At 61.9% G+C, this 25,443-nt stretch carries 22 protein-coding genes; 9 read left to right on the top strand and 13 right to left on the bottom strand.

All coding sequences use genetic code 11. The annotated features are described in order from the left end of the window. Positions 1-14 precede the first annotated feature (14 nt). Complete coding sequence (locus BLW55_RS04290; protein WP_342027750.1) at positions 15-3,821, bottom strand: AsmA family protein; 3,807 nt, start codon at positions 3,819-3,821, stop codon at positions 15-17. Positions 3,822-4,018: 197 nt separating this feature from the next. Continuing rightward, positions 4,019-5,437 (bottom strand): FAD-binding oxidoreductase, encoded by a 1,419-nt coding sequence (locus BLW55_RS04295; RefSeq protein ID WP_025030322.1) that lies wholly within the window; start codon positions 5,435-5,437, stop codon positions 4,019-4,021. A 124-nt stretch (positions 5,438-5,561) separates the two neighbouring features. Here BLW55_RS04295 and BLW55_RS04300 point away from each other — a divergent pair, with 124 nt between their 5' ends. From BLW55_RS04300 to BLW55_RS04310, 3 genes are all read left to right on the top strand, one after another. Beyond that, positions 5,562-6,050 carry a thioesterase family protein gene (locus BLW55_RS04300; RefSeq protein WP_090326938.1) on the top strand — a complete coding sequence of 163 codons (489 nt, stop codon included), beginning with the start codon at positions 5,562-5,564 and terminating at the stop codon, positions 6,048-6,050. Between the two features lie 8 nt (positions 6,051-6,058). Next, on the top strand, positions 6,059-7,696 hold the full coding sequence (locus BLW55_RS04305) for a chloride channel protein (protein WP_007007736.1): 1,638 nt from the start codon (positions 6,059-6,061) through the stop codon (positions 7,694-7,696). A 173-nt stretch (positions 7,697-7,869) separates the two neighbouring features. Next, positions 7,870-8,100, top strand: coding sequence for a hypothetical protein (locus BLW55_RS04310; protein WP_244508982.1), 231 nt, complete (start codon positions 7,870-7,872; stop codon positions 8,098-8,100). Between the two features lie 3 nt (positions 8,101-8,103). On the opposite strand, the gene BLW55_RS04315 is transcribed toward BLW55_RS04310, so the two are convergent. Further along, positions 8,104-8,982, bottom strand: a complete 879-nt coding sequence (locus BLW55_RS04315) for a dienelactone hydrolase family protein (RefSeq protein WP_090326942.1) — start codon at positions 8,980-8,982, stop codon at positions 8,104-8,106. Between the two features lie 154 nt (positions 8,983-9,136). On the opposite strand from BLW55_RS04315, the gene BLW55_RS04320 reads away from it, so the two are divergent. Then, on the top strand, positions 9,137-9,550 hold the full coding sequence (locus tag BLW55_RS04320; RefSeq protein ID WP_025030319.1) for a MerR family transcriptional regulator: 414 nt from the start codon (positions 9,137-9,139) through the stop codon (positions 9,548-9,550). Positions 9,551-9,555: 5 nt separating this feature from the next. On the opposite strand, the gene BLW55_RS04325 is transcribed toward BLW55_RS04320, so the two are convergent. Next, complete coding sequence (locus BLW55_RS04325) at positions 9,556-10,092, bottom strand: glyoxalase superfamily protein (protein ID WP_090326945.1); 537 nt, start codon at positions 10,090-10,092, stop codon at positions 9,556-9,558. A gap of 292 nt (positions 10,093-10,384) precedes the next feature. On the opposite strand from BLW55_RS04325, the gene BLW55_RS04330 reads away from it, so the two are divergent. Beyond that, on the top strand, positions 10,385-12,883 hold the full coding sequence (locus BLW55_RS04330) for an ATP-dependent helicase (RefSeq protein ID WP_090326947.1): 2,499 nt from the start codon (positions 10,385-10,387) through the stop codon (positions 12,881-12,883). A 12-nt stretch (positions 12,884-12,895) separates the two neighbouring features. On the opposite strand, the gene BLW55_RS04335 is transcribed toward BLW55_RS04330, so the two are convergent. Both BLW55_RS04335 and BLW55_RS04340 read right to left on the bottom strand, forming a co-directional pair. Next, positions 12,896-13,357, bottom strand: coding sequence for a hypothetical protein (locus tag BLW55_RS04335; RefSeq protein WP_040664932.1), 462 nt, complete (start codon positions 13,355-13,357; stop codon positions 12,896-12,898). Positions 13,358-13,551: 194 nt separating this feature from the next. Continuing rightward, entirely contained in the window at positions 13,552-13,920 is a 369-nt protein-coding gene (locus BLW55_RS04340; protein ID WP_090326952.1) for a DUF488 domain-containing protein, read from the bottom strand. Between the two features lie 253 nt (positions 13,921-14,173). Here BLW55_RS04340 and BLW55_RS20735 point away from each other — a divergent pair, with 253 nt between their 5' ends. From BLW55_RS20735 to BLW55_RS04350, 3 genes are read left to right on the top strand one after another with little or no spacing between them, the layout of a single operon-like run. Next, positions 14,174-14,335, top strand: coding sequence for a hypothetical protein (locus tag BLW55_RS20735; protein WP_162829773.1), 162 nt, complete (start codon positions 14,174-14,176; stop codon positions 14,333-14,335). A 36-nt stretch (positions 14,336-14,371) separates the two neighbouring features. Then, complete coding sequence (locus tag BLW55_RS04345) at positions 14,372-14,950, top strand: SCO family protein (RefSeq protein ID WP_025030316.1); 579 nt, start codon at positions 14,372-14,374, stop codon at positions 14,948-14,950. 12 nt (positions 14,951-14,962) lie between these two features. Further along, positions 14,963-15,835, top strand: coding sequence for a 50S ribosomal protein L11 methyltransferase (locus tag BLW55_RS04350; RefSeq protein ID WP_090326954.1), 873 nt, complete (start codon positions 14,963-14,965; stop codon positions 15,833-15,835). An 81-nt stretch (positions 15,836-15,916) separates the two neighbouring features. Here the strand turns inward: BLW55_RS04350 and BLW55_RS04355 are convergent, their stop codons facing one another. After that, the gene (locus tag BLW55_RS04355) at positions 15,917-16,096 is read right to left on the bottom strand and encodes a hypothetical protein (protein WP_007007727.1); all 180 of its coding nucleotides are present in this window, start codon (positions 16,094-16,096) and stop codon (positions 15,917-15,919) included. 231 nt (positions 16,097-16,327) lie between these two features. Between BLW55_RS04355 and BLW55_RS04360 the strand changes: the two genes are divergently transcribed. Then, positions 16,328-18,157 (top strand): aminopeptidase P family protein, encoded by a 1,830-nt coding sequence (locus BLW55_RS04360; protein WP_090326956.1) that lies wholly within the window; start codon positions 16,328-16,330, stop codon positions 18,155-18,157. Positions 18,158-18,165: 8 nt separating this feature from the next. Here BLW55_RS04360 and BLW55_RS04365 read toward each other — a convergent pair whose 3' ends face one another. The 6 genes from BLW55_RS04365 to lpxC all read right to left on the bottom strand — a co-directional run bounded on the left by BLW55_RS04365 (position 18,166) and on the right by lpxC (position 25,246). Beyond that, positions 18,166-18,468 (bottom strand): AzlD family protein, encoded by a 303-nt coding sequence (locus BLW55_RS04365; RefSeq protein WP_007007725.1) that lies wholly within the window; start codon positions 18,466-18,468, stop codon positions 18,166-18,168. Then, positions 18,465-19,193 (bottom strand): AzlC family ABC transporter permease, encoded by a 729-nt coding sequence (locus BLW55_RS04370; RefSeq protein ID WP_007007724.1) that lies wholly within the window; start codon positions 19,191-19,193, stop codon positions 18,465-18,467. Before BLW55_RS04370 ends, BLW55_RS04365 begins: the two co-directional genes overlap by 4 nt. 183 nt (positions 19,194-19,376) lie before the next feature. Then, positions 19,377-21,488 (bottom strand): NAD-dependent DNA ligase LigA, encoded by a 2,112-nt coding sequence (ligA, locus tag BLW55_RS04375; RefSeq protein ID WP_090326959.1) that lies wholly within the window; start codon positions 21,486-21,488, stop codon positions 19,377-19,379. A 125-nt stretch (positions 21,489-21,613) separates the two neighbouring features. Then, complete coding sequence (recN, locus tag BLW55_RS04380) at positions 21,614-23,287, bottom strand: DNA repair protein RecN (RefSeq protein WP_090329882.1); 1,674 nt, start codon at positions 23,285-23,287, stop codon at positions 21,614-21,616. A gap of 8 nt (positions 23,288-23,295) precedes the next feature. Next, a complete protein-coding gene (locus tag BLW55_RS04385) occupies positions 23,296-24,138 on the bottom strand; it encodes an outer membrane protein assembly factor BamD (protein ID WP_036540120.1) in 843 nt (280 codons plus the stop codon). Positions 24,139-24,307: 169 nt separating this feature from the next. Next, complete coding sequence (gene lpxC, locus BLW55_RS04390) at positions 24,308-25,246, bottom strand: UDP-3-O-acyl-N-acetylglucosamine deacetylase (protein WP_025030314.1); 939 nt, start codon at positions 25,244-25,246, stop codon at positions 24,308-24,310. Positions 25,247-25,443 lie beyond the last annotated feature (197 nt).

The raw sequence follows: 25,443 nt of genomic DNA on the forward strand, positions 1-25,443 counted from the left end.
AAGGTGGAAGCGCTTCAGTTGACGCCCCCGTCGGTCCCCAGAAGCTCCCGGAGCCGGTCCGGCGAAAGGTTCCTTGAGCGGAAAAACTCCGAAACCGCGTCGGGAGAATTCGCCCCCTCCGGTGCCTCCAGCGGGGCACGCTCGACTTCACGCGGCGCAACGTTCTCCGCGGGACCGCGCCGCTCCTGGCGCTGGAGCGCTTCGGCTGCCCGCGCCGCCTCTGCGGCCCGGCGTGCTGCTTCAGCCCGTTCTTCCGCCTGGCGGCGGGCCTCCTCTTCCTCGCGCTTCAGGCGAAGCTCGCGCTCAAGCCTCTGGCGTTCGGCTTCAGCGCGCTCTCTTTCCGTCTGAAGCGCTGCAAAGTAACGCGTCTCGCGGCGCAGTCTCTGCTTCTCCAGAAGCACCGATTGCATTCGCTCCACCCGCACCTGCTCACGCTCCAGAGCACGCTGAGTCAGGAACTGCGCAAGCGGCCCCACCGACAGCTTCGACCCCACATCGCCGAAAGGTCCCGAAGCCGTGACATCCACACGAGGCTCCGCACCCACAACGGATTCGAGACCGGGATCGAAAACCAGCGCCCCATCCGTTGCAACCGTCATGGACTGCAGATCGGCGGAGGCTGTCGTTGTCAGCGTCGCCCTCTCGGCCTCAAGCCGCATGGGCGGCGTGCGCGCCACGCCGCCGGCGATGGTGAAGGCAAACTCGGTGCTTCCCACCTGGAAACGCCCGTCGCGGATCATCGCGGGCGCAAAAACCTCTGTCTTTGCAGTGTCGATCTCATTGCCCAGCGCATCCGCCTTCTCGAGGATCATTGCCAGTGCATCCGGGTTCAGCCCCCGAATGCTCAAATCCTTCAATGTTGCAGAACCCGATCCCGTCAATGCCGACGCCATACCGTTCACTGTCTTGCCGCTGGCGGTAACGCTGGCACGGGCGCTCAGCCGTCCTTCGAGGCTCCCCTGCGGCATGAGCGCTTCAAGCGCCGTGTCATTCAAGCCGATCTGCGCTGTCAGAAGCCCCGTCCCGGCATTGTTCTTTAGCGTGGCAAACCCGTCGATCGAACCGTCGAACGCCGCCGCCTTCAGATCGGAAACCGTCAGCCCTTCATCGTCGAGCTTCAGCTTCAGGCTTGCCTCCTGCCCGGCGGAAAGGAAACCGGCCCAGAGCGCGTCTGTCCGCAGTTCGAGATCGGCCGAAAACGGAAGATCGACATCGCTGCCGAAAGGCTCTTCGGGCCACGCCCCGCTTTCCTCGCCCGAAAGCACATCCGGCCCCAGCACGAGTTCCGCCGCCGGTGCAAGGTCGAAACGCGCCATGCGAAGCGCTCCGTCGATACGCGGCTTGCCGCCATCGAGCAGAATGTTGAAATCACCGCTCACATCGCTGCCGGCCACGGCTCCGGCAAGTCCGGAAAGAACCACGACCTCCTCGCTCCACTCGAGCGCGGCTGCGAGCTCGACAGGCAATCCGAGGCCGAACCCCGGCAGCACGACACCGCCCGCCGCCAGCCACGGTTCGATATCGGTGGTCTCGATGCGCACTTTACCGTCGAGAGACGGAGCGGAAAGCGCATTGGCAAGCCCCCCGTCGAACGAGGCAGCAAGTCCGTCGCCCGTGACAGTCGCCTTTGTCCTGACCGCATCCGCCAGCGAACCGGCAGCAGAGAGTTCGAGCCGGGCCTCTCCGACAAGGCCGAGCGGAAGCGCCGGCAATCCGGCGAGACCGTAGAGAACTGCCGCATCGTCGTTCCTGGCCGTGACGGAAAGCTTGAAATCCCCCTGAAGCAGTTCTTCCCGGGGACTGCGGTCGGAAAGCGAAAGACCGAGATCGGTGCCACCGGCAACCCCTTCCGCGCTCACCGCGAGCCCGACAGTGCCGTCATTGTTGTCGGCAGCACTTGCGATGACGTTGATTTCCGCATCCTCAAAAAGACCGGGAAAGCCCTGCGCCCGGCGGGCTATGGCTTCAAAAAGCCGGTTCTGGGGAAATCTGCCGGCAAGCATCACCGCAAGGTCCGCCAGATCGGTCGACAGGATGGTCGCATCGATCTGCCCCGTGGGCGCCGTGGAGAAATCGCGAATCTGCCCCGTGGCGCTGAGCTGGGCGCCGGCGAGTCCGCCGAGCGTCAGGCGGTCGATCTCGAGCACGCCAGCGCGCAGGCGCAGGGCCGTGTCGACTGTTTCGGCCTTCAACCCCTCGGCCGAGACAGGGCCCGCCTTCACGGCGAGGTCCACGTCATGGCCGGCAAGCCTGTTCACGCCCGCATCGTTCACGAAGAGCGACATGAAGGCCTGAATACCGTCGAGATCGAGCGCCTCCCCGTCGAGCGCGACCTCCAGAGAGGGCTTTGCATTGTCCGGTTCGCGCCGCTCCACGCGCCCGTTGAAGCGCGCATCGCCAAGAATGAGTTCCAGCGCGTCAAAGCTTTGTGTGCTGCGCGAAAGGTTCACATCCGCGCTGAAGCCGGCCGACGGAAGCCGGCGGATGGCATCGTCCACATCGCGCGAAACCCATGCGGCAAAGCCCGATGGCTGTCCGATCGCAAGCAGCATGCGTCCGTTGAAGGCAAGGGTGTCGCTTGTGGTGAGAAGACCATTGGCCTCGAACTGGGTGCGCCCTGGCAGGGTCGCCGCCACTGAGCCGATCGACCAGCCGCCCTCCGCCGGCTCCGCCCGCAGTTCGATATTGCGGATCGTCGTATCGCCGGCCACGATCGCCGGCAGGTTGATCGAGACTTGGCCTGGTATGCCCGGCGCCGGCAAAGCGCGCATCAGACCGGCAAACGCATCGAAGCGCGCGTTGAGATCAAGTCCGGCGATGGAACCGCCCTGCCCCTCCTCCGGTTCGAAACGAAGCTGGGCGCCATCCGCCTCTATGAGAAAACGCGGCGCATCGCCAAAATCGAGGCTCGCCCGTCCCTCGGCGCGGTATGGCGCATCGACCGGTCCGGTCTCGAAGCGAAACATGTCCACCGCAAGCCGGTCGTGCCTCAGGTCGAAACTGCCCGACAGGCGGTTGGTCGCCGCTGCCGTGGTGAGCGCCAGTGGTCGCTCCTCTTCCTCGCGCAGGGCGGCCATCGCCTCCCGGGTATAGGTGTTGAGCGCGAACGTACCGTCATAATAGGCCGCTCCATCGTCGATATACGCCTGACCGTCCGTGGCCAGCCTGATCGGCGCTCCCTGGGGCAGAGCGTCGATCCGCAGCCGCATGCGCCCGTCATCGCCCAGCGTTCCCGTCGAAACGGAAATCCCCATTGGCAGACCGTCAAACGCGAGCGACCCTCCAATCCGCCATGGCCCCGCCAGGGTGCGCGCCGAAAGCTCCGCGTCTATATCGGAAACCTGATGAACCTGCCTGCTCGCAGCGTGGCGCAGCGTGACCGAACCATCGACGATGGTGACATTCTCGAGCGTCACCTGGCGCGGGTCGAACGGTCCGGAAGGCCGCACGGCCCAGTCGATGCCGCCATCTGCGGCGACCGCGATGCGCGCCCGCGGCCGCGTGAGCTGCATGTCGAAAATCAGCACCTCGCCGCGCAGGAACGGCGCAAGCTCGGCATGCATGGAGAATTCATCCACCGTCATGCCCGGCGCATCCGGTGTCTCGCCGGCCACGACCACATCGGTGAAAGTCAGCGAAGGAAATGGCAAAAGCCGCGCCCTTGCGCTGCCCTCCACCCGCACCTCGCGGCCCAGCACCCGTCCCGCTTCGCGCTCGAAAGCGGATCGGTAGTGATTCCAGTCGATGAAATACGGGGCAACCAGCGCCGAGGTCAGCGCCAGCACCACAAGTCCACCGAAGAATACAAACAGCCGGGCCAGTTCGCTCTCCCTGGTTAAAACGCCTGTTTTTCTACACTAGAGCATCGGACCGACAAGTGGAATCCGGTATTCGGGCTATTCCGGTGCTCCATCAATGATTTAGATCGTTCTTTCTGCGCCCCGAGGATGCAGATCGATCCACTGCGGTTCAACGGTGTTGAAGAGACCGTCGGCCACATGGTCGCACAAGGTCCCGCTTATATGCGCCTCGCCCCGACGATTTTTCCCGGGTTCATGATGTTGAGCGGATCGATCGCCTCTTTGACCGCCCGCATCACATCGACCGCGTCTCCGAGCTCTTCTTCCAGAAACCGCATCTTGCCCTGCCCGATGCCATGCTCCCCCGTACAGGTTCCATCCATGGCGAGTGCCCGCTTGTTGAGCCGCGCCACAAAGGCCTCCGCCTGCTCGATCTCCTTCGGGTCCTCCATGTCCATCAGAACGAGAACGTGAAAATTACCGTCACCCACATGGCCAAGCACCGTCGCCATCAGCCCCTCCCGGGCAATGTCGGCTTCGGTCTCCACAATGCATTCGGCAAGCCGCGAGATCGGCACGCACACATCGGTGGAAAGCCCGCGCGTGCCGGGCCGCAGCGCCACACAGGCCCAGTAGGCATTGTGGCGCGCCTTCCAGAGCCTGGTGCGCTCCTCGGCGACACTCGTCCATTGAAACGGCCCGCCACCGAACTCCTCCGCGATCTCACCAAAGGTCTCGGCCTGCTCCTTCACACCGGCATCGCTGCCATGAAACTCGACAAACAGGCACGGGCTTTCCGGATAGCTCAGATCGGAATAGGCGTTGATGGCCTTCATGGCGAGCGCATTGACGAATTCGATACGTGCGACAGGCACACCCATCTGGATCGTCGTAATGACCGCCTGGCAGGCTGTTTCCACGTCCGGGAAGGGACAGACACCGCCTGAAATGGCCTGTGGAATGCCGTAAAGCTTCAGGGTCAGCGCGGTGATGACACCCAGCGTCCCTTCCGCTCCGACCAAAAGCCGCGTCAGGTCATAACCCGCCGAGGTTTTGCGCGCGCGGCGCGCCGTTGTGATCAGCCTGCCGTCCGGCATCACCGCCTGCAGGTTCACCACATTGTCACGCATCGTTCCATAGCGCACCGCATTGGTGCCGGAGGCGCGCGTGGAAGCCATGCCGCCCAGGCTCGCATTGGCGCCCGGATCGATCGGAAAAAAGAGCCCCGTGTCGCGCAGATAGTGGTTCAGATCCTCACGCGTCACACCCGGTTCGACCGTGCAGTCCAGATCCTCCGCATTGACCGAAAGAATGCGGTTCATGTTCATGAGGTCGAGCGAGATGCCGCCGCCCGGCGCATTCACATGCCCTTCAAGCGAAGACCCGGTTCCGAAAGGGATGACGGGCACGCGGTGCTCGGCGCACATGCGCACCACCTCCTGCACCTCCTCGACGGTGCGGGGCGCGAACACCGCATCCGGCAATTGTGGAGGGATGTAACTCGTGGAATGGGCATGCTGTTCACGCACCGAATGGCCGGTAACAAGACGCTCCCCGTAGCGCTGACGCAAAAGGTCCAGCACCAGCCGGATGCCTTCGTCGTTCCGCAAAACCTTTTCCATTTCCGCCAGCGCCATTCAGCTTCTCCAATCAGGTGGTCCAACCCTTGCCGCACAGGATCGTTTTCGTTTCTATCCGAATCTGCCGCAAGTCGAACACAGTCCGCAGTCTAGGGACAGAACCCAGGGATACAGAAAAACAATGCCAGACGAAGCGCTGCACCGCTCACGTATATTCGAACTGCAGAAAGACTGGATCGACTTCAACGGCCATCTGAACATGGCTTATTATCCGGTTCTCTTCGACCGTGCTTATGAAGAAGTGTCGGAGGGGTTCGGCATGGGTGCCCGATACGCGGCTGAGCGGCAGCTCACCACCTATACGGCGGAAATCCACCTCTGCTACGTGCGCGAGCTTCATCTCGCAGACAGGGTTCGCGGCACGTATCAGCTTCTCGATCATGACGAGAAGCGCCTTCATTCCTATCAGGAGCTGCGCCACGCCGAAGAAGGTTGGCTGGCCGCCACCTGCGAAACGCTCACGCTGCATATCGACATGTCCGGCCCGAAGGTGACCCCGTTCCCCGCCGATGTGCTTGAACGCGTTGCGGCGATGCGCGCACTGCATAAAACCCTGCCCGAGCCTGAACGCGCTGGCCGTTCAATCGCCATCCGCCGCCGGACGCGTTAGGCTCAGGCATGTCCCTGTTCAAGCTGATACAGCGCCTGCCACAGATTTTGCGAACCTGGATCGAGCCGAATGTCAGCGCATTTCTTGAAGCGCGGCTACCGCTGGTCTGGCTCCTGTCGCTGTTTCTCGGCCTCGCAGTCGCGATTGCCGCCATCGCCTTTCGCGAGCTGATCGGCTTTTTCCAGCTCTTCTGGCTGGGAACACGCTCAGAGCGCGTGTTTACCGCGGCTCTTGCCCTCCCCTGGTACTGGATCATGGCCGGGCCCGTGGTGGGCGGCCTTCTGGTCGGCATTCTGCTTACGCGTCTGGAAGCCCGGCGCACCGGCGCCGTGGCCGATGTGATCGAGGCGCGTGCATTGTCGGGGCGCAAACTTCGGTTTCGTGAAGGCTTGCTCTCCGCCTTCGTCACCGCCCTGTCGCTCGGCTCGGGCGCGAGCGCCGGACGCGAAGGGCCGGTGGTCCATCTGGGAGCGGTGCTGGCGACGGCGATTGCCTGGCGTGCCCATCTTCCGGAGTGGTGCCGGCGCACCCTTCTGGGAGCAGGCGTAGCCAGCGCGATCTCCGCTTCGTTCAACGCGCCCATTGCCGGTGTCCTCTTTGCGCATGAAGTCATTCTCGGCCACTACGCCATGCGCTCCTTCGTGCCGATCGTCATCGCCTCAGCTGCAGGTGCTGTTGCATCGCGCTTATGGTTCGGCAGCGCTGCCGCGTTTCTTGTACCGACGCACCAGATCACCTCGTTCTGGGAGTTCCCCGCTTTCGCCCTTCTGGGCGTCACGGCTGCCGTGGTGGCGATCCTGTTCCAGTTCTCGCTTTTCGTTTCTGATTACGCGGCGCGGGGCATCCGCATCCCGCTCTGGACGCGACCCGTCGTCGGCGGTCTCATCGTCGGCGGCATCGCCGTGGTGTTCCCGCACGTGCTCGGCGTGGGCTACGAGATAACCGACATGGCGCTGTGGAACCGCCTCCCGCTCATGACCATGCTGGCGCTGATCGTCGTCAAGACGGCCGCGACGTCCATCACGCTTGCAATGCGCTTCGGCGGCGGGATCTTCTCTCCCGCCCTCTTTCTGGGCGCGCTCACGGGCGGCGCGTTCGGCATCATTGCCGCCTCTGCCTTTCCCACCATGGCATCAAGCGAAGGACTCTACGCCATCCTCGGCATGGGAGCCGTCGCAGGTGCTGTCCTCGGCGCCCCCATCTCCACCACCGTCATCGTCTTCGAATTGACCGGCGGCTACGAACTCTCCATCGCGCTCCTGCTGACCGTCGCCGTCGCACATGGCATCACCCAGACCATCCACGGCCATTCCTGGTTCCAGTGGCAGCTCGAAATGCGCGGGCTGTTCCTTGTGGAAGGCCCTCACCGGGCTCTCGGCCAGACCATCCGCGTCATGGATTTCATGGAACCGCTGGATGAAGAAGACGAGCCCGTCACCTACGACCCGGAAACCGGGGCTCCATCGCTCAGGCCAACCGATACGCTAGAGGCGTCTCTGCGCGCATTCGACAAGGGAGGCCATGACCGCCTGCCGGTGGTCGATCTGAAGGATTCTTCAAAGGTCATCGCCTTTGCGAGCCACGTCCGTGCGCTGCGCTTCTTCAACCGCGCACTCGTGGACATGAGCGAGGAAGAGCACCGATAAGCGTTGTCTTCCAGGAGTTTGGCCGCCCGAAGCGAGGGAGAAGGTTTTGTTAACCATACCGTCACGGCCAAAATCTTTGCACAAGTTTAACCATGTGCCGCGCTTGAAGCGCTCACGCCGCACGTTGACCATCCTTGGTAAACGCATTCGATTCGTAGGTGGCGGAAAGCCCGGTGTTGAACGAGGAAGCCAAAGCCCTGTCAGACGGTCTCGCGCACTCGCACGAGATAACGGATTATGACTTCTGGCGCGCGCTGAAATCCATCGAGGACGAACTCTACTGGCTGGAACGCAACCGATGGCCGATCCCCATCGACCTTATCTATGTCCGCGCCATCGTCCGCACCGCGCGCCAGAAACGCCTCTTCATTGCCTACGACCCGGCGCCCTTCGACGCCTTTTGACATTCAGGACAGGTTTTCCTGCAGGAAGGTCACCGTTCTCTGCCAGGCAAGGTCCGCGGCTTCCTTGTCGTAACGCGCTTCCGAGGTATCGTTGTTGAAGGCGTGATTGACCCCCTCATAAACGTGAATGGTGAACGTCTTGCCCGCCCCTTCGAGCGCGGTGCGATAGGCATCGATACCGGCATTGATCCGCTCATCGAGCCCCGCATAGTGGAGCAGCAGCGGCGCCTCGATCTTCGAGACTTCGCCCGCATCGGCCTGACGCCCGTAATAGGCAACGCCCGCATCGAGCTCGGGATCGTTGACGGCAAGCTCATTCACCAGCCCCCCACCCCAGCAGAAGCCGATGGCGCCGACATTGCCATTGGTCGCATCATGCCCTGCCAGAAAGGCCTGTGTCGCAACCGCGTTGCGCACGGTCTGGCCTCCATCGAGTTGGCCGATCATTTCGCGCGCCCTGTCCTCATCCTCCGGCGTGCCGCCGGATGGAGACAGAAAATCGGGTGCCAGCGCAACAAACCCTTCAAGCGCCATGCGTCGCGCTACATCGCGGATATGCGGGTTGAGGCCACGGTTCTCGTGGATTACGATCACGGCCGGAAGCTTTCCCTCCACACCGGCCGGTCGGACGAGATAGCCCATCATCTCCCCGCCGTCGCCGGCATAGGCGATGTCTTCCGCCGTCACGCGCTCGTCGTCCTCGGCGACCATGGCGGCGCGCGCGGAATTCGCTGCGAGCATCGGCACAATGGCTGCGGCCGCGGCTCCGGAACCCGCCAGTTTTGTCAGTCTGCTCATGAATGCGCGTCGGTCGAGCGTGAGATGCGTGTACTCGTCATAGGCGTCAATCATCGCCTGGGTGATCTTCGGCTGATCCTGCATGAGTTCACTCCCGTTCGCTGGTTGGTTCCCGCCGAGCTTCAAGGTAGGGCCCACGTGGAAAAGGTCCATTCACAGCCGCGTGAGCGCGCGGTAGTCCTTCCACCTCCGGCGGGGACTTCCTATATCTTGCGCAAGCAAAAAAGGAGCGATGCCCATGTGGTCTATCGGAGAACTGTCGAAGCGCGTGGGCGTGAAGGTGCCAACAATCCGGTACTACGAAGAGACGGGTCTGATTGAGCCGCCCGAACGCTCGTCCGGCAACCAGCGTCGCTATGGCAGGCAGGCCATGGAGCGCCTCGCCTTCATCCGTCATGCGCGCGACCTGGGGCTCGGCATCGACGCCATCCGTTCACTGATCGAACTGAGCGGCCACCCCGAAAAACCGTGCGAGGCAGCCGACAGCATTGCGCGCGAACATCTCATAGAAGTGCGCGAACGCATCGCGCGCCTGCAAAGGCTCGAGCACGAACTGCAGCGCATTGTCGATAGCTGCGACAGCGGCGCGGTCTGCGACTGCCACGTTCTGCGGGCACTCGCAGACCATTCGCTGTGCGAAAGCGAGCACTGATCCTTTCAGGCCCCGCTTTTCTCGATAAAGCGAAGCCTGTTGCTGAACGGATCGATCACGCCGAGTTCCAGTCCCCATTCCTGCTTTTCAAGACCCGGACGATTGTACTTGTAGTCCCGTCCATGCAACTCCGCATGAAGCGCCCTGATCCCGGTCATGAACACCACGGCATTGCCACCCGGCGTCGCATCTCCGGAATGTTCACTCAGATGCAGGCTGAGTTCGCCGCGCGAAACCTGCATGTATAGGGGCATATCCGGGCCGAACCGGTGCTCCCAGTCGACCCTGAAGCCGAGAAAATCGAGATAAAAAGCCCGTGCCTTCGCTTCGTCGAATATGCGCAGGATCGGTATGGCCGGCTGGAGAACAATCTCTTCCACACCCGGCTCGGTCATCTTCGCAGCCAGAATATTCCAGGTATCGAAGCCGAACTGGCGGGCAACGATCTCCAGCGCTTCGCTGTGCGAAATCGAAACGCCCTTTGCGGAAAGCGAGGCGCGCATGGCTTTTGCCATGGTTTTCGCGTCGGAGAATTCAAGCATGGTTCAGGGTCCTTCATCGAGGCGCGTAACAATCAGTGTCCGCATTGCCGATGTCATCGCCGTCGGTGAAAGGAACCATGGAGACAATCAGAACGCATTCGCCATACCCCTCGGGGCGCGGACTGCCGGCTGCGTTCAGCCATGAACAGATTGGCTCCAGCCATGCGAAACGTCAACAGCGTTCCGCAACGTTCCTTTGCCGGTTCACCTCCCCTTGGTTCATGGGCCACAAACCGGTACAAATAGAAAACATCCTTGGGCTTTGCCCCCCGAATCACCATATGCAGGTCCGATGTCCGGCTTCCCTGACGATATTCCGTTCTTTGATGAGGACGACCCGACCCCGCCTCCACCGGCAGCGCAGAAGCCTTCGGGCATTGCAGCGCGCGCCATGGCCGCGCGCTCGGGCGGTCCCGACACACGCTATCTCGATGCACTTAATCCCGAGCAGCGCCTCGCGGTGGAAACCACCGAGGGCCCGGTTCTGGTGCTCGCTGGCGCCGGCACGGGCAAGACACGGGTTCTCACGACCCGCATCGCGCATATTCTGGCCTCTGGCCGCGCCTATCCCTCGCAGATCCTCGCCGTTACCTTCACCAACAAGGCCGCCCGCGAGATGAAGCTGCGCATCGGCACGCTGGTCGGCGAGGCCATCGAGGGCATGCCGTGGCTCGGCACCTTCCACTCCATCGGCGTCAAGATCCTGCGCAAACATGCGGAACTTGCGGGCCTGAAAAGCTCCTTCACCATTCTCGACACCGACGACCAGATCCGCCTCCTGAAACAGATCATCCAGGCCGAGGGGCTGGACGACAAGCGCTGGCCGCCGCGCCAGTTCGCCCAGATGATCGACGGCTGGAAGAACAAGGGGCTCGCCCCGAAGGAGATCCCCGAGGGGGATGCGCGTGCCTTCGCCAATGGCAAGGGCCGCGAGCTTTACACCGCCTATCAGGAGCGTCTGAAGACACTTAACGCCGTCGATTTCGGCGATCTCCTGTGCCATCCGATCCGCATTCTGCGCGACAATCCGGATGTGCTTGCCGAGTATCACCGCAGGTTCCGCTACATTCTCGTCGACGAGTATCAGGACACCAACACAGCGCAATATATGTGGCTGAGGCTTCTCGCCCAGCGCCCGAAGAGCACGGAGCCCGTGAACATCTGCTGCGTGGGCGACGACGACCAGTCCATCTATGGCTGGCGCGGCGCGGAAGTGGACAACATCCTGCGCTTCGAGAAGGATTTTCCGGGCGCCGCCGTCATCCGGCTGGAGCGCAATTACCGTTCCACCGCGCATATTCTGGGCGCCGCCTCGCATCTCATCGCTAACAATGAGGGCCGGCTCGGCAAAACCCTCTTCACCGAGCATTCCGATCCCGACGATCCCAAGGTGAAGGTGCACGCCTCATGGGATTCTGAGGAAGAGGCCCGTGCCGTCGGCGAGGAGATCGAGGCGCTCCAGGTGAAGGGCCACGCCCTCAACGACATCGCTATCCTCGTGCGCGCCTCCTTCCAGATGCGCGAGTTCGAAGACCGCTTCGTCACGCTGGGGCTCAACTACCGCGTCATCGGCGGCCCGCGCTTCTACGAGCGCATGGAAATCCGCGATGCCATGGCCTATTTCCGCATCGTCGCGCAGGCCGCCGACGATCTCGCCTTCGAGCGCATCGTCAACACGCCGAAGCGCGGATTGGGCGAAGCCAGCGTCCGCCAGATCCACGATGTCTCGCGCATGCGCGAGGCCACCCTTCTGCAAGCTGCCCGCGATCTTGTTGGCACCGAGGAAATGAAGCCCAAGCCGCGCGCATCGCTGCGCACGCTGGTAGACAATATTGAGCGCTGGCAGGGCATGCTCGACCGCACGCCTCACACCGAGCTGGCCGAGATCATCCTCGAAGAATCCGGCTATACGGACATGTGGAAGAACGACCGCTCCGCCGAAGCGCCGGGCAGGCTCGAAAACCTCAAGGAGCTGATCCGCTCCATGGAGGATTACGACAGCCTGCGCGGCTTCCTGGAGCATGTGGCCCTCGTCATGGATGCCGAGCGCGACGAAGAACTCGACGCCGTCAGCCTCATGACGCTGCATTCGGCCAAGGGTCTCGAATTCCCCACCGTGTTCCTGCCCGGCTGGGAGGAAGGCCTCTTCCCCCATCAGCGCGCGCTCGATGAGGGCGGCCGCTCAGGGCTTGAGGAAGAGCGGCGTCTGGCCTATGTGGGCCTGACCCGCGCCAAGAAGAACCTGCATCTGTGGTTCGCCTCCAACCGGCGGATCCACGGCCTTTGGCAATCCACCATCCCCTCGCGCTTTCTCGACGAGCTTCCCGAAGCGCATGTGGACGTGGCCGAGGAGAGCAGCGGCTATGGCGGTTATTCCGCCGGTCAGCCCGGTAGGCCCAACCCCTATGGCAAATCCCGCTTCGACGATCAGCCCGCTTTTTCAAACAGCTATGCCACGCCCGGCTGGCAGCGCGCACAGAAAAACCGGACCGAGGCGACGGCGCGCAACTGGGGCAATCGCTCCGGCCATCAGGTGGAACGCATCGGCTATGGCGAGGCGGATTCTGGCTATGGCGCCGGACGCGGTTCGGTCAAGGGCCGTGTAATCGAAGGAGAGCTGGTCGCCAAATCGGTCTCCGACACCCCTTCCGCCTTCAAGGTCGGCGACCGGGTGTTCCATCTCAAATTCGGCAATGGCAATATCGCGGCAATCGAGGGCAACAAGCTCACCATCGATTTCGACAAGGCGGGCCAGAAGCGCGTGCTCGACGGCTTCGTCCAGCAGGTTTAGAACTTTCTGCAGTCAGCCGGCTTCAGGCTTTACATATACGAACTTGCCGTCCGCATTCTTCTCGCGGTTGAGAACGCCCGTGCGCGCATGGCGCGAAAGCGGTCCGGAAAACGCATTCGACTTGTAACGCATGCCAAATGCCTCCTGACAGCGGGCGACGATGTCGCCAATGGTCCGTGGCTCAGCGAAAAAATCGCTCTCAAGCAGCTCGTTCAATGCAGCAACGGCGCCCTTTGCGCTATCGGTGGTTGTCTTGCGGCGCCCCGGGCGTGCCGTATTGCGCACGACATGCATCATACCTGGGCCTGCGATAAACTCGTTAATCCCGCCTTCGGCGAAACCGCCGACCTGCCCCTCGCGTTGCCCCAGCACCAATTCGACCACGCGCAGCTGGACAGCCTCCGATTCGAACTTGTTTACCGCCTCGGACAGCTCGGTAAGCTGCTGCTTTAACTTGTCGAAATCCTTGATCATGAAATCCGCCCCGGCACCACGAACGCCCATTCTGCATGGGCGAACCGTGCACATATGTCTCCATAAGCATTCCGTGAGTCAAGAGTGCGGCCACGCCGTATAGGCTAAACGTCTACTCTGCGCCGGATATTCCCCTGATTTCCGGAAAACAGATTGCCGGCGCGCGTCAAGTACAATCATAAATTGAGCTCATATTATGAGGAGTCGTCGTCTTCCTGCAGGAATTGACGAACGACCACCGCCTGATTCCGGTCGCGATCTGTAGCGGAGAACAACAACGTCAGAGGTCCTTTCCTGGCCGACTCCCTCAATTGTTCGAGCCATTCTTCACGGCCGGCCAGTTCTTCCCGGTATCGCTGACGGAACGTTTCCCAGCGCTCGGGCTCGTGGGCATACCATTTGCGCAGTTCGTGACTGGGGCCGATCTCGGGCATCCACGCGTCAAGTGCAGCGCGTTCCTTGCTCATACCGCGCGGCCACAGACGGTCAATCAGGATCCGCGTTCCATCCCTGTCCTCCACCGGGTCATAGATGCGCTTCAGTCGAATATCGGAAATCGTCATGACGATCCTCCCGGTAAACCTCTCGCTGCAATCGAGTACACCTCAGGATTGAAGGTCAAGGCAATCCTTTCCAAACCATGTCTCAGTAAAGTGCGTATGTGGGGTTGAACCCGTCCCCATAGCCACATGGCAACATACAACCTCAACCCTGAACCTCCCGTCGGCCTCCAGGCGACGGGAGGTTTTCTTCATGACCTCCCTTGCGACAAGATGAGGCTTTGCATGCAGTCCGGAGTTGCGCGTAGTATAGGCTATGAAAACACAGCAACCCTGGCACACGGCCATCTGGTTCAAACTGGGCGCGGCGACACTGCTCCTGGCTGCATTCACCGGGCTGGCCTTTGCCATGTGGCTGGAAAACGGGGCTGGAATTTTTCTCGCACTCGTCGAGTCCGGGTTGTCCTGGTGCTTTTGACGCCATCTTTCAGCATTTCGTTTCGGGTAAACTTCAATGATGCGATCCATCCTCATCGGCATCCTGGCGGTCATGGCCGTCGGCGTCGGGCTCCTCACCTTCCAGTGGTATCAAAAGCAGAGTTCGGGCGAAGCCTTCGGTGTGCCATTCGAACTGGTCGATCAGGATGGCAACCCGATCACCGAAGCCGCATTCAAAGGCGGGCCTCGCGTCGTCTTCTTTGGTTTCACGCATTGCCCGGAAGTGTGCCCAACCACCCTTTTCGAACTCGATGGCTATCTCGAACAACTGGGCGATGAAGCAGCCGACATCAAACCCTATTTCGTTTCCATTGACCCGGAGCGCGATACCCCCGAGGTCATGAAGACCTATCTGTCGAATTTCTCGGACCGCATCACCGGCATCACCGGTGACCCGGAAGAAGTCGCCGCCATGGCCAAGGGGTTCTCCATCTATGTGCGCAAGGTCGAGCTGGAAGATGGCGACTACACGATGGATCACACCGCCTCGATCCTGCTGCTTGACAGCGATGGCGACTTTTTCGGCACGATCGCCTATGAAGAAAACAGTGAAACTGCCATCGCCAAGCTGAAGCGTCTGGCAAACGAAACCTGACACCGGAAATTCATGGGCCAGACACGACTTTTCCTGACGGCGCCGCGCGAGCAGGCCGAATCGATCTTCTCTATTCTCGACGCGCATTTTGAAGATGACGGGCTGCCGATCAGCATATTCGAGCCGGAGGAAGACAGCGGTATCTTCCAGATATCGATTTACACGGAAGACGACGCCGACAGCCTGGAACAAAGGGTGCTGGAAAGCCTTGCAGATGTCTCGCCCCTTCCCCCGCTGGGGCGGGAGGACGTTCCGGAGATCGACTGGGTCAGTCATTCTCTGGAGGGGCTGCGCCCGGTTCGCGTCGGCCGCTTTCTGGTTCACGGCAGCCATGACCGCCATTTGCAGCGCATCGGCGATATCGCAATAGAGATCGACGCCGGCCTTGCCTTCGGCACGGGCCATCACGGAACGACCGCTGGCTGCCTCAGCACGCTTGCCGATATCCTGAAGAGCGAACAGCCACGCAACGCACTGGACCTGGGCACCGGCAGTGCCGTTCTGGCCATTGCAATTGCCAGGAGCGCCCGCATTCCGGTTCTGGCGACCGACATCGACCCCGTGGCCACCGAAGTCGCCAGATCGAACGTCCGTCTCAATGGCGTTACCGGTCTGGTGGACACACACACGGCGCCCGGTTTCCACCACAGTGTTTTCGCCCGCGAGAAGCCCTTCGACCTGATCGTCGCCAATATCCTTGCGCGTCCGCTGATGGCGCTCGCACCGGCGATGGCGCAGCACCTCACGCCCGGTGGCTCACTCGTATTGTCGGGCATTCTGGAGCGTCAGAGGCGCGCGGTCGTGGCAGCCTATGGCGGACAGGGTTTCCGACATGTGCGCACGCAGGCACGCGAAGGCTGGGTCACCATTCATATGAAGCGCTGACGGAGCGCAGCACCTGCACAAACAAAAAAACCCCGAAAGCAGAGCTTTCGGGGTTTTGACAGAAACGCTGGGTCCAGCGGATCAGAACATGTGCGAAACGCTGCGGCTGCGCTTGAGTTCGTCGCGGTTGTAGCCGTGCGCGCGCAGGGTTTCGTCGTCCAGCATCAGAAGCGCGCCGTTGACATAGCTCCGGACCTGCTTCTGACGAGCTTCGATCAGCGCGTCGAATGCGCCGCGGAAAAAGCCACGCTTTTGGGCCATCTGATATCTCCTTGAATGTTTGCAACGGAAGTACCGTTGTCCATGACCCTATAAATAAGCCCGCGAAGCCCATGCAACCAGCGCCGATTGCGCATGGCTACCATCTGATTTTGCATCGCAACAAAGCAATTGTGCAACGCAGCATAAGTATTCTGTAGTCGGAAAGACGTTCCGCTTCCTGAGACCATGCTATAGGTTCGGGCCAATTTTCAGACGAAGCGGCAAGGTTCCATGTTTCAATCTTTTGACGTTACCGCCGACCCGAGCCAGGGCATCACGCGCGTTGGCCAACTGCGCAAGGCGCTGGCGAAAGCGGGCCTCGACGGCTATCTGGTTCCCCGCGCAGACGAACATCAGGGCGAATATGTCGCCCCGTCCTGCGAGCGGCTTGCGTGGCTGACGGGCTTCACCGGATCGGCAGGCGCGGCACTGGTCCTCAAAGATCGTGCCATTCTCTTCGTCGACGGCCGCTATACGCTTCAGGCGGCCGAGCAGACCGATCCGTCGATCTTCACCGTTGAAAGCCTGATAGACACCCCGCCGCGCGAATGGATTGCCAGGAACGCACCCACAGGCAGCCGCATCGGCTTTGATCCATGGCTGCACACCGTCGCCGAGTTGCGGGCCCTGCGTGACAGGGCCAGGGCACGCAGCATCGAGCTCGTTCCGGTAGACGACAACATGGTCGACCTCATCTGGGACGATCGCCCCTCTCCGCCGCTGGCACAGGCCCGCATTCAGTCGAAGGATTATGCCGGCGAGCTCGCCGCCGCAAAGCTGGAACGCATGGCGAAGGCCGTCCGCGAAGCCGGTGCCGACTGCACCGTCCTCACCGACCCGTCATCGATTGCCTGGGCCTTTAACATTCGTGGACAGGATGTGCCGCACACGCCACTGGCCCTTGGCTTCGCCATTCTCCCCGTGGACGGGCGCCCGCTGCTTTTCCTCGACAGACGCAAGCTCGACCGCGAAACCGAGGCCTATCTGACACAGCTCGCCGATCTCAAGGCCCCATCCACACTGGAGGCGGAACTTTCACGCTGCGCAAAGAGCACCGGTTCGATCGGCCTTGATCCCTCGATCGCTGCCGAACGTCTGCGACTGGTTGTGGAAGAAGCCGGCGGAAGCATCACCGATCTTGACGATCCCGCCCGCCTCCCCCGGGCAATCAAAAACGCAACTGAGCTTGAAGGCGCGCGCACCGCCCATCGCCGGGACGGCGTTGCCATGGCCCGTTTTCTCTCATGGCTCGACCGGCAGGAGCCGGGCACGGTCGACGAGATCAGCGCGGTACGAAAACTGGAGGAAAGCCGGGCCGAGACGGGGCAGAGCCTGCAGATGCCTCTGCACGACATTTCCTTCGATACGATCTCCGGCGCGGGTCCCAATGGTGCGATCATCCATTATCGCGTCACGACGAAGACCAACCGTACGCTGGCCGCAAACGAGCTCTATCTGGTCGATTCCGGCGCACAGTATGACGATGGAACCACAGACATCACCCGGACGGTCATTATCGGTCGTCCAGGCGACGAGATGCGCGAGCGCTACACGCGGGTTCTGAAGGGCCTCATCGCGCTTTCGACCATACGCTTTCCCAAAGGCACGCGCGGCATGGACCTCGACCCGTTCGCCCGCCACGCCTTATGGCAGGCAGGTCTCGACTATGCGCATGGCACCGGCCACGGTGTCGGTTCCTATCTTGCCGTCCATGAAGGCCCTCAGCGCATCGCCAGAACAGGGACGCAGGTTCTGGAAGCAGGCATGATCCTGTCCAACGAACCCGGCTACTACAAGCCCGGCAGCTATGGGATCCGGCTTGAGAACCTGATCGTGGTGGAGCCGGCCTCCGCCATTCCCGGCGGAGAGATCGACATGCACGGTTTCGAGACGCTGACGCTCTGCCCCTTCGACCGCCGCCTGATCGACACCGGGCTGCTGTCACCGCAGGAGCGCGACTGGCTCGACACCTATCATGCCCGCGTGCGTGAAACGCTGGCGCCGCTGCTCGACGGTGAAACGCTCGACTGGCTCGAAAAGGCAACGGCCCCGCTGGACTGACAGCGTCTTTACTGGCCGGTCAGGTGGCGGAGCAGAATGAGCACCGCTGCCGCGGAGAGGAACATCGGCATCATGCCGCCGGCAACAATTGAGACGATGATGCCGGTCGCCAGCGCCGCGATTTCGGGTATGCCGCCATTCATCGCCGCCGGCGCCACCAGCGTGGTCAGAACAGCGGCGGGAACGGCGTTCAGCCCGGCCTCGACGCGCGGATGAATGCGCTCGAACCGCGACAGCACCATGTGGCCGCCAATACGCGTCAGGAATGTCAGCACCGCGCCCGCAAGAATGATCCAGACCGTCGTGCTCATGAGCCCTCCTCGCGCCCGCGCGCGTTCGGTGCCATGACCGCCGCCAGCGCCACACCCGCAATGGCGCCAATGGAAACATGCCAGGGAGAGCCGACCGTAGAATAGGCAAGCATGGAAACCGCCGCGCTCATCAGCACGACCGGTAGCCAGAACGAGCGCCTGCGAAAGCTCATGACGAGGCCAAGGAAATAGATCGGCAGCAGGAAGTCGATGCCAAGCGCATGCGCATCGGGCAGAAGATTACCAAACAGCGCTCCGAGCCAGCCTTCCACCACCCAGCAGAGATAAAGCGGCAGCGCCGCTCCCATATACCAGCCAAACGTGATCCTGCCATGGGTCTCGCTGCGCCGCTCGGCCTCGGCGAAAACGGGATCGGCCAGCAGAAAGAAACCAAGCAGCCGCTGCACCGGCCCCCAATGGGCAATGCGCCGGCCAGTGGTGGCCGAGTAGAGAACGTGACGGAAGTTGACGGCAAGGATCGACAGCACAATCAGCCACGGCGCAACCTTCTGGCCGAAGAGATCGATCCCCACCATCTGGCTAGCGCCCGCGAATACGGTCGCGCTCATCAACACGGCTTCGAACACGGTCAGACCGTTCTCGACCGCCAGCGCACCGAACAGAAAGCCGAACGGCAACGCCGCGACCACCACGGGCACGCTGTCGCGCACCCCTTGCGCAAAATCGCGCGGGCGCGCGCTTTCCTTGGCAATGTCGGCAGTCATCATCCCTCCAGAGGCCTGCAACCTAAAGCAATTCCAGGAAAAATGGGAACCGGTTTTCCGTCCGGAATTGCGCAAAAAACAACAAGATCGAGCGCTTTCTCGCTTCGATCAAAGTGATTGAGCTGTAGGTCAACAGGACTGACCAGTCACATGAATTCCGTTGAGCCACGCATCAGCGGCAGTTTATGCCCCCACCCGCTCGAACCAGGCGTCCTCGTCGATAACCTCCACGCCGAGATCCGCGGCCTTCTTGAGCTTTGATCCTGCACCGGGCCCGGCAACCACCAGATCCGTCTTCTTGGACACGGACCCTGCCACCTTCGCCCCCAGTCGTTCGGCCATGGCCTTGGCTTCATCGCGCGACATGCGCTCCAGCGCGCCGGTAAACACGATGGTCTTGCCGGCAACGGGCGAATCCATCGTCGGCCGTTCCGCCTCCTGCACGTCGATTTCACCCGCAAGCGCCTCGACCAGTTCGCGGTTGTGCGCCTCGCCAAAGTAGTGTGCCAGCGAATCGATCACCGCATCGCCGATGTCATCGAGCGCATCCATTTCCTCGCGCGCCTGCGCGTCGCCATTAGCCACCGCCAGCACGGCATCGTGGAACTCCTGCCAGGAGCCATAGGCCCGCGCCAGCGTCTTCGCCGTCTGCTCGCCCACATGGCGAATGCCGAGTGCATAGATCACCCGCTCCAGCGCGATGGAGCGCCGCGCCTCGATGGCGTCGAACAGATTGGCGGCCGAGGTCGCGCCCCACCCTTCCTTGTCCTTCAGCTTCTTCAGATTGTCGGCATCGCGCCTTGCGAGCGTAAAAATGTCGCCCGGCGCCTTCACCGGAAGGTCAGGGTCATTGAAGAAGAACTCGATCTGCTTGTCGCCCAGCCCGTCAATGTCGAAAGCACGGCGCGAAACGAAATGGCGCAGATGCTCGACCCGCTGGAACGGGCAGGCAAATTCGCCCGAACAGCGGCGCACCACGCCCTCCACGCCAGAGCCGATCCCTTCGCGCACCACGGGTGTCTTCAGTTCGCACGGGCACACACTGGGAAATTCGAAAGCCTGTGCATCGGCCGGCCGTTTCTCCTCGATCACGCCAAGGATCTGCGGGATCACATCGCCGGCGCGCTGAACCGTCACCGTATCGCCGATCATTACGCCGAGCCGTTCGATCTCTTCGGCATTGTGCAGCGTTGCATTGGTCACCACCACACCGCCCACCGTGACGGGCTCGAGCCGCGCAACAGGCGTCAGCGCGCCCGTGCGTCCCACCTGAATATCGATGCCGTTCAGAATGGTCGTCGCCTTCTCGGCCGGAAACTTGTGGGCGATTGCCCAGCGCGGGCTGCGCGACACGAAACCCAGCCGCTGCTGCAGCGCCAGATCATCCACCTTGTAGACCACGCCATCGATATCATAGGGCAGCGTCGCCCGCTTTTCCTCGATCATTCGGTATTGCGCCAGAAGCGCCTCGGCGCTCTCGCACCGCTTCATCAGATCGTTGACGCGAAAGCCATAGCGTTCCAGCGCCGCCACCATGCCCGTCTGCGTGTCGGACGGCATGTCGGAGACTTCACCCCACGCATAGGCGAAAAATTTGAGCGGCCGCGCCGCCGTCACGGAGGAGTCCAGCTGGCGCAGCGAGCCTGCCGCCGTGTTGCGCGGGTTCACATAGGTCTGCTTGCCCGCTTCCTCCTGCCTCTTGTTAAGCGCGAAAAAGTCGGCATGGGTCATGTAGACCTCGCCGCGCACCTCGATCACCTCGGGCGGCTCTCCATCAAGCACATTAGGAATATCCGTCACGGCCCGCGCATTGGCCGTCACGTTCTCGCCTTCCTGCCCGTCTCCCCGGGTCGCTGCCGAAACGAGACGCCCCTTTTCGTAGCGCAGGGAAAGCGAAAGACCGTCGATCTTAGGCTCGGCCGTCATCGCCACCGGTGCGTCGGCGTCGAGTTTTAGATAGCGACGGATGCGCGCCACGAAATCGACCACATCCTCATCGGAAAACGCGTTGTCGAGCGAAAGCATCGGCACCTTGTGCCGCACCTTCTCGAACTTCTCCGAAACGGGAGCACCCACACGCCGGGAGGGCGAATCCTCCCGCACCAGTTCGGGAAAGCGCTGCTCAATGGCCAGATTGCGCCGCCGCAGCGCATCATATTCCGCGTCCGAGATCGTCGGCGCGTCTTCGGCATGATAGCGTTTGTCGTGCCCGGCAATCTCCTGAGCGAGCTTTTCAAGCTCGTCCCTGGCTTGGGCTTCCGTCAGACTATCAACGGCTTGCTTGGCTTTGGGCATGACAACATATCCGGATGTGAACTGGAGCGCAGTTTAGTCTATCCGCGCGCGGTTTTGGCAGCCGTCTTTTTACGCGGCTCATCCCTGCTGACAAGGCCAGCCAAAAGCCCTTGAACAGGAACCGTTCAGGAAACCGCTTCACTGCCCCTGAGCAGGCGCTGGGCGGCAGCACGCGCCTCGTCTGTCACGGTGGCGCCTGCCAGCATGCGGGCAATCTCTTCCTGCCTGGCATCGGTGTCCATGACCGAAACCCCGGTGGCGACCCGGTCGGTGCCGCCGCTCTTGGCGATGAGATAGTGTGTGCCGGCGCGCGCGGCCACCTGTGGCGCATGGGTCACCGAAAGCACCTGAATACGCTCGGCGAGCCGCGCGAGGCGCTGCCCGATGGCATCCGCCACGGCACCGCCGACACCCGTATCGATCTCGTCGAACACCAGCGTTGGCGCCGATCCGCGATCCGCCAGCACCACCTTGAGTGCGAGAAGAAAGCGCGAGAGCTCGCCACCGGAGGCCACCTTCATCATCGGCCCTGCCCGCGTGCCGGGGTTGGTGCGCACCCAGAACTCCACATGGTCGATGCCTTCCTCGCCGCGGTCGTCGGCTTCCGTGGCAATCTCGACTATGAACTCCGCACGCTCGAGCTTCAGGGCCGGCAGCTCAGCCATCACCGCCCTGCTGAGAGAAGCTGCTGTCTCGCGGCGCAACTGCGACAGCTCCGCCGCCGCAGCGTCATAAGTGCCGACTGCCGCCCTGGCTTCCTGCTCCAGCACAGCCAGCCGCTCTTCGCCAGCGTCCAGCTCATCCAGATCGCCCACCATGCGGGCACAGAGCTCGGCGAGGTCGTCCACCTGCACATTGTGTTTGCGGGCAACGGCACGCAGGGCAAAGAGCCGCTCTTCCGTGTCTTCCAGACGCTGTGGATCAAATTCAGTAGCCCGCATCGCCTCGTCCACGGCCGATTGCGCTGCATCGAGCGAGAGCAGAGCCGAATCAAGCGGCTCGATGATCCCGTCCAGCAGACCCGGCGCATCCTGCGCCTTGCGCTGCAGCCGGCGCAAAAGGCTTGAAAGCTGCGACACCGGCGAGGCGTTGCCGGACAGCACCTCCTGCGCATCTGAAATATCGCTGGCGATCTTTTCCGCGCGCATCATCCCTGCGCGCTCCTCGGCCAGCACCGCCTCTTCATCAGGTCGCGGATCGAGCTTGGAAAGTTCCTCCACCGAGGCTCTCAGAAAATCGGCCTCCCGTGCCGCCGCTTCGACACGCGCCCTGTGCCGGGCAAGGTCCTGCTCGCATTTGCGCAGGTCACGCCAGGCGAGCCGCACCCGCGCGACAGCCTCACCATGCCCGCCGAAAGCATCAAGGAGATCGCGGTGAATACCTGCGTCCACCAGCGCGCGCTCGTCATGCTGCCCGTGGATCTCCACGAGCTGGCGTCCCACCTGCCGCATCAGCGCCACGCTGGAAGGCTGATCGTTGATGAAGACGCGCGTGCGCCCGTCGGCGCTCTGCACACGGCGCAGAATGATGTCGCCCTCATCGTCGATCGCGTTCTCCGCCAGCACCGCGCGTACGGGGTGAGAGCCTGGCAGGTCGAAAACGGCGATCACCTGCCCCTGATCCGCGCCATGGCGCACCAGAGACGCATCGCCGCGCCCGCCAAGCGCCAGCGAAAGAGAATCAAGAAGAATGGATTTGCCCGCACCGGTTTCACCGGTGAGCACCGAGAGCCCTCCGGAGAAATCCATGTCGAGGCGTTCAATCAGGACGATATCGCGGATCGACAGGTGAGACAGCATGATGAGGGTCAGCCGCCCAGTATCGCTGCCCCAGCCTTGGAGATCCACGAACCGGCATTCTCACGCGGTTCCAGTCCGCCAGACTGCAGCAGAGCATAGGAATCCTTGTACCAGTCGCTGTCCGGGAAGTTATGCCCCAGAACGGCAGCGGCCGTCTGCGCTTCCGAGACCAATCCCATGGCGTAATAGGATTCCGTCAGGCGCGCCAGCGCTTCCTCGACATGGCGCGTGTTGGGATAGCTCTCCACCACACCACGGAAGCGGCGCACGGCAGCGACATACTCACGACGCTCGAGATAGTAGCGTCCGATCTGCATCTCCTTGCCGGCGAGCTGGTCGCGGGAGAAGCGGATTTTGGCCTGCGCATCCTCGACATATTCCGAATCGGGCCAGCGCTGCACCACCTCTTCCATCGCCTCCAGCGTACGGCGTGCCTCACGCTGATCCTGCGTCACGTCGCGTATCTGGCGGAAATAGCTCAGCCCCACGAGATACTGCGCATAGGCCGCATCGTCCGTGGTGGGATAAAGCGCCACATAACGCTTGCCGCCGTTGATCGCCTCTTCGTACTTGCCCTGCCGGTAGTTGGCGAAGGTGTTCATCACCATCGCCTTGCGGGCATACTCGGAATAGGGATGCTGCCTGTCGATGGACTCGAACTTCGCGCTCGCCTCTTTAAGGCGACCTGCATTCATGTTCGCCAGCGCCTGATTGTACAGAACGTCAGCCGGATCGGTCTGCTCGACATAGGTCGACAGATCGAGATCCTTCTCCGCATTGCATGCAGAAAGAAGAAGCGAAACGCCAAGCACCGAAGCTGTCGTAACGGCAGCTCTGCCTGTTCTGGTCATGCCGGCAACAAAAGTTGAACGCATTTCGCCTCTCGCAAACGGAAACTCGATTTCGGAACGCAGTCATAGAGCATATGACCGCCACGCGGCAACGCTATTGCCCGCCAATCGTACAATTTTGTGGCGTTTGACGAGGAAAGCCCGTTCGCAAATACAGCAAAAGCGGATTTCAGAGTGTCCAGGGCGCGTAGACCGGCGCACTCACAGCCACCATTTCAGCCCGGCGTCCCTGCTCACGGCGTGTCGTTTCGACGATCTCGTAGGCAGAACGGTCGGTCAGAAGATGACGCAGAGCCGCTGCATTGAGTCGGTGACCACCGCGATAGGAACGGAAGCAGCCGATGAAGCGCGCGCCGGCAAGGGCCAGATCGCCGACCGCATCCAGCATCTTGTGCCGGACGAACTCATCGGGATAGCGCAGGCCTTCCATATTGATGACCTTGTGGTCTTCACCGATCACGACCGAGTTCTCCAGAGAAGAGCCCAGCGCATAGCCGGCAGCCCACAACCGTTCGACGTCCTTGATGAAACCGAACGTGCGTGCGCGCGCAACCTCCTGCCGGAAGTTGGCTGCATTGAGATCAAGAGCGAGCGACTGGCGGCCGATGGCCGGTGTGTCGAAGTCGATTTCCACTTCAAAACGCGTTCCGTCATAAGGGCGGAATTCCGCCCAGGAGCCGCCATTGTCGATCCGCACAGGCTTCACGACGCGGATATAGCGCCGCTTGACGGGGAGCGTGGCAATTCCGGCCTGCTCGAACGCATCGATAAATCCGATGGCGCTGCCATCGAGAACAGGCACCTCACCGCCATCGATTTCAATCGCTACATTGTCGATGCCGACAGCCAGAAGGGCAGCCATAAGGTGTTCGACGGTTGCGACGAACTCGCCGCGTGCATCACCAAGGGCAGTACAGAGATCGGTCTGGCAGACCTCGGAAGCAAGCGCTCGAATCACACGACCGGTACCGGCGTCATCGATTCGCTGGAAAACGATTCCCGTGTCGGGTTCGGCGGGGGAGAAATGAATGGAGACGGGCTTGCCGCTATGGACACCGATGCCCGAGAGCGAGCAGCGTGCTTTGAGTGTCGTCTGATATTCGAGCAAAATGGTCCCCGTGAGCTCTTCAAGGCCTGCGCTATTAAAGCGCCAGCGTGTCCAACGTTTCAGGACGACACCCCCAAAATGCGTCCCACACCCCACCTTTAATCGCAACGAAAGATAATGTTGCGGAATACAGACTCCAAATCACGGTTTCTTACTTGATGTTACGGCATAAGAAAAACGCGAGTGTCATATAACTT

Origin of the sequence: Nitratireductor aquibiodomus (genome assembly GCF_900105565.1) — a bacterium.
GTDB lineage: Bacteria > Pseudomonadota > Alphaproteobacteria > Rhizobiales > Rhizobiaceae > Nitratireductor > Nitratireductor aquibiodomus.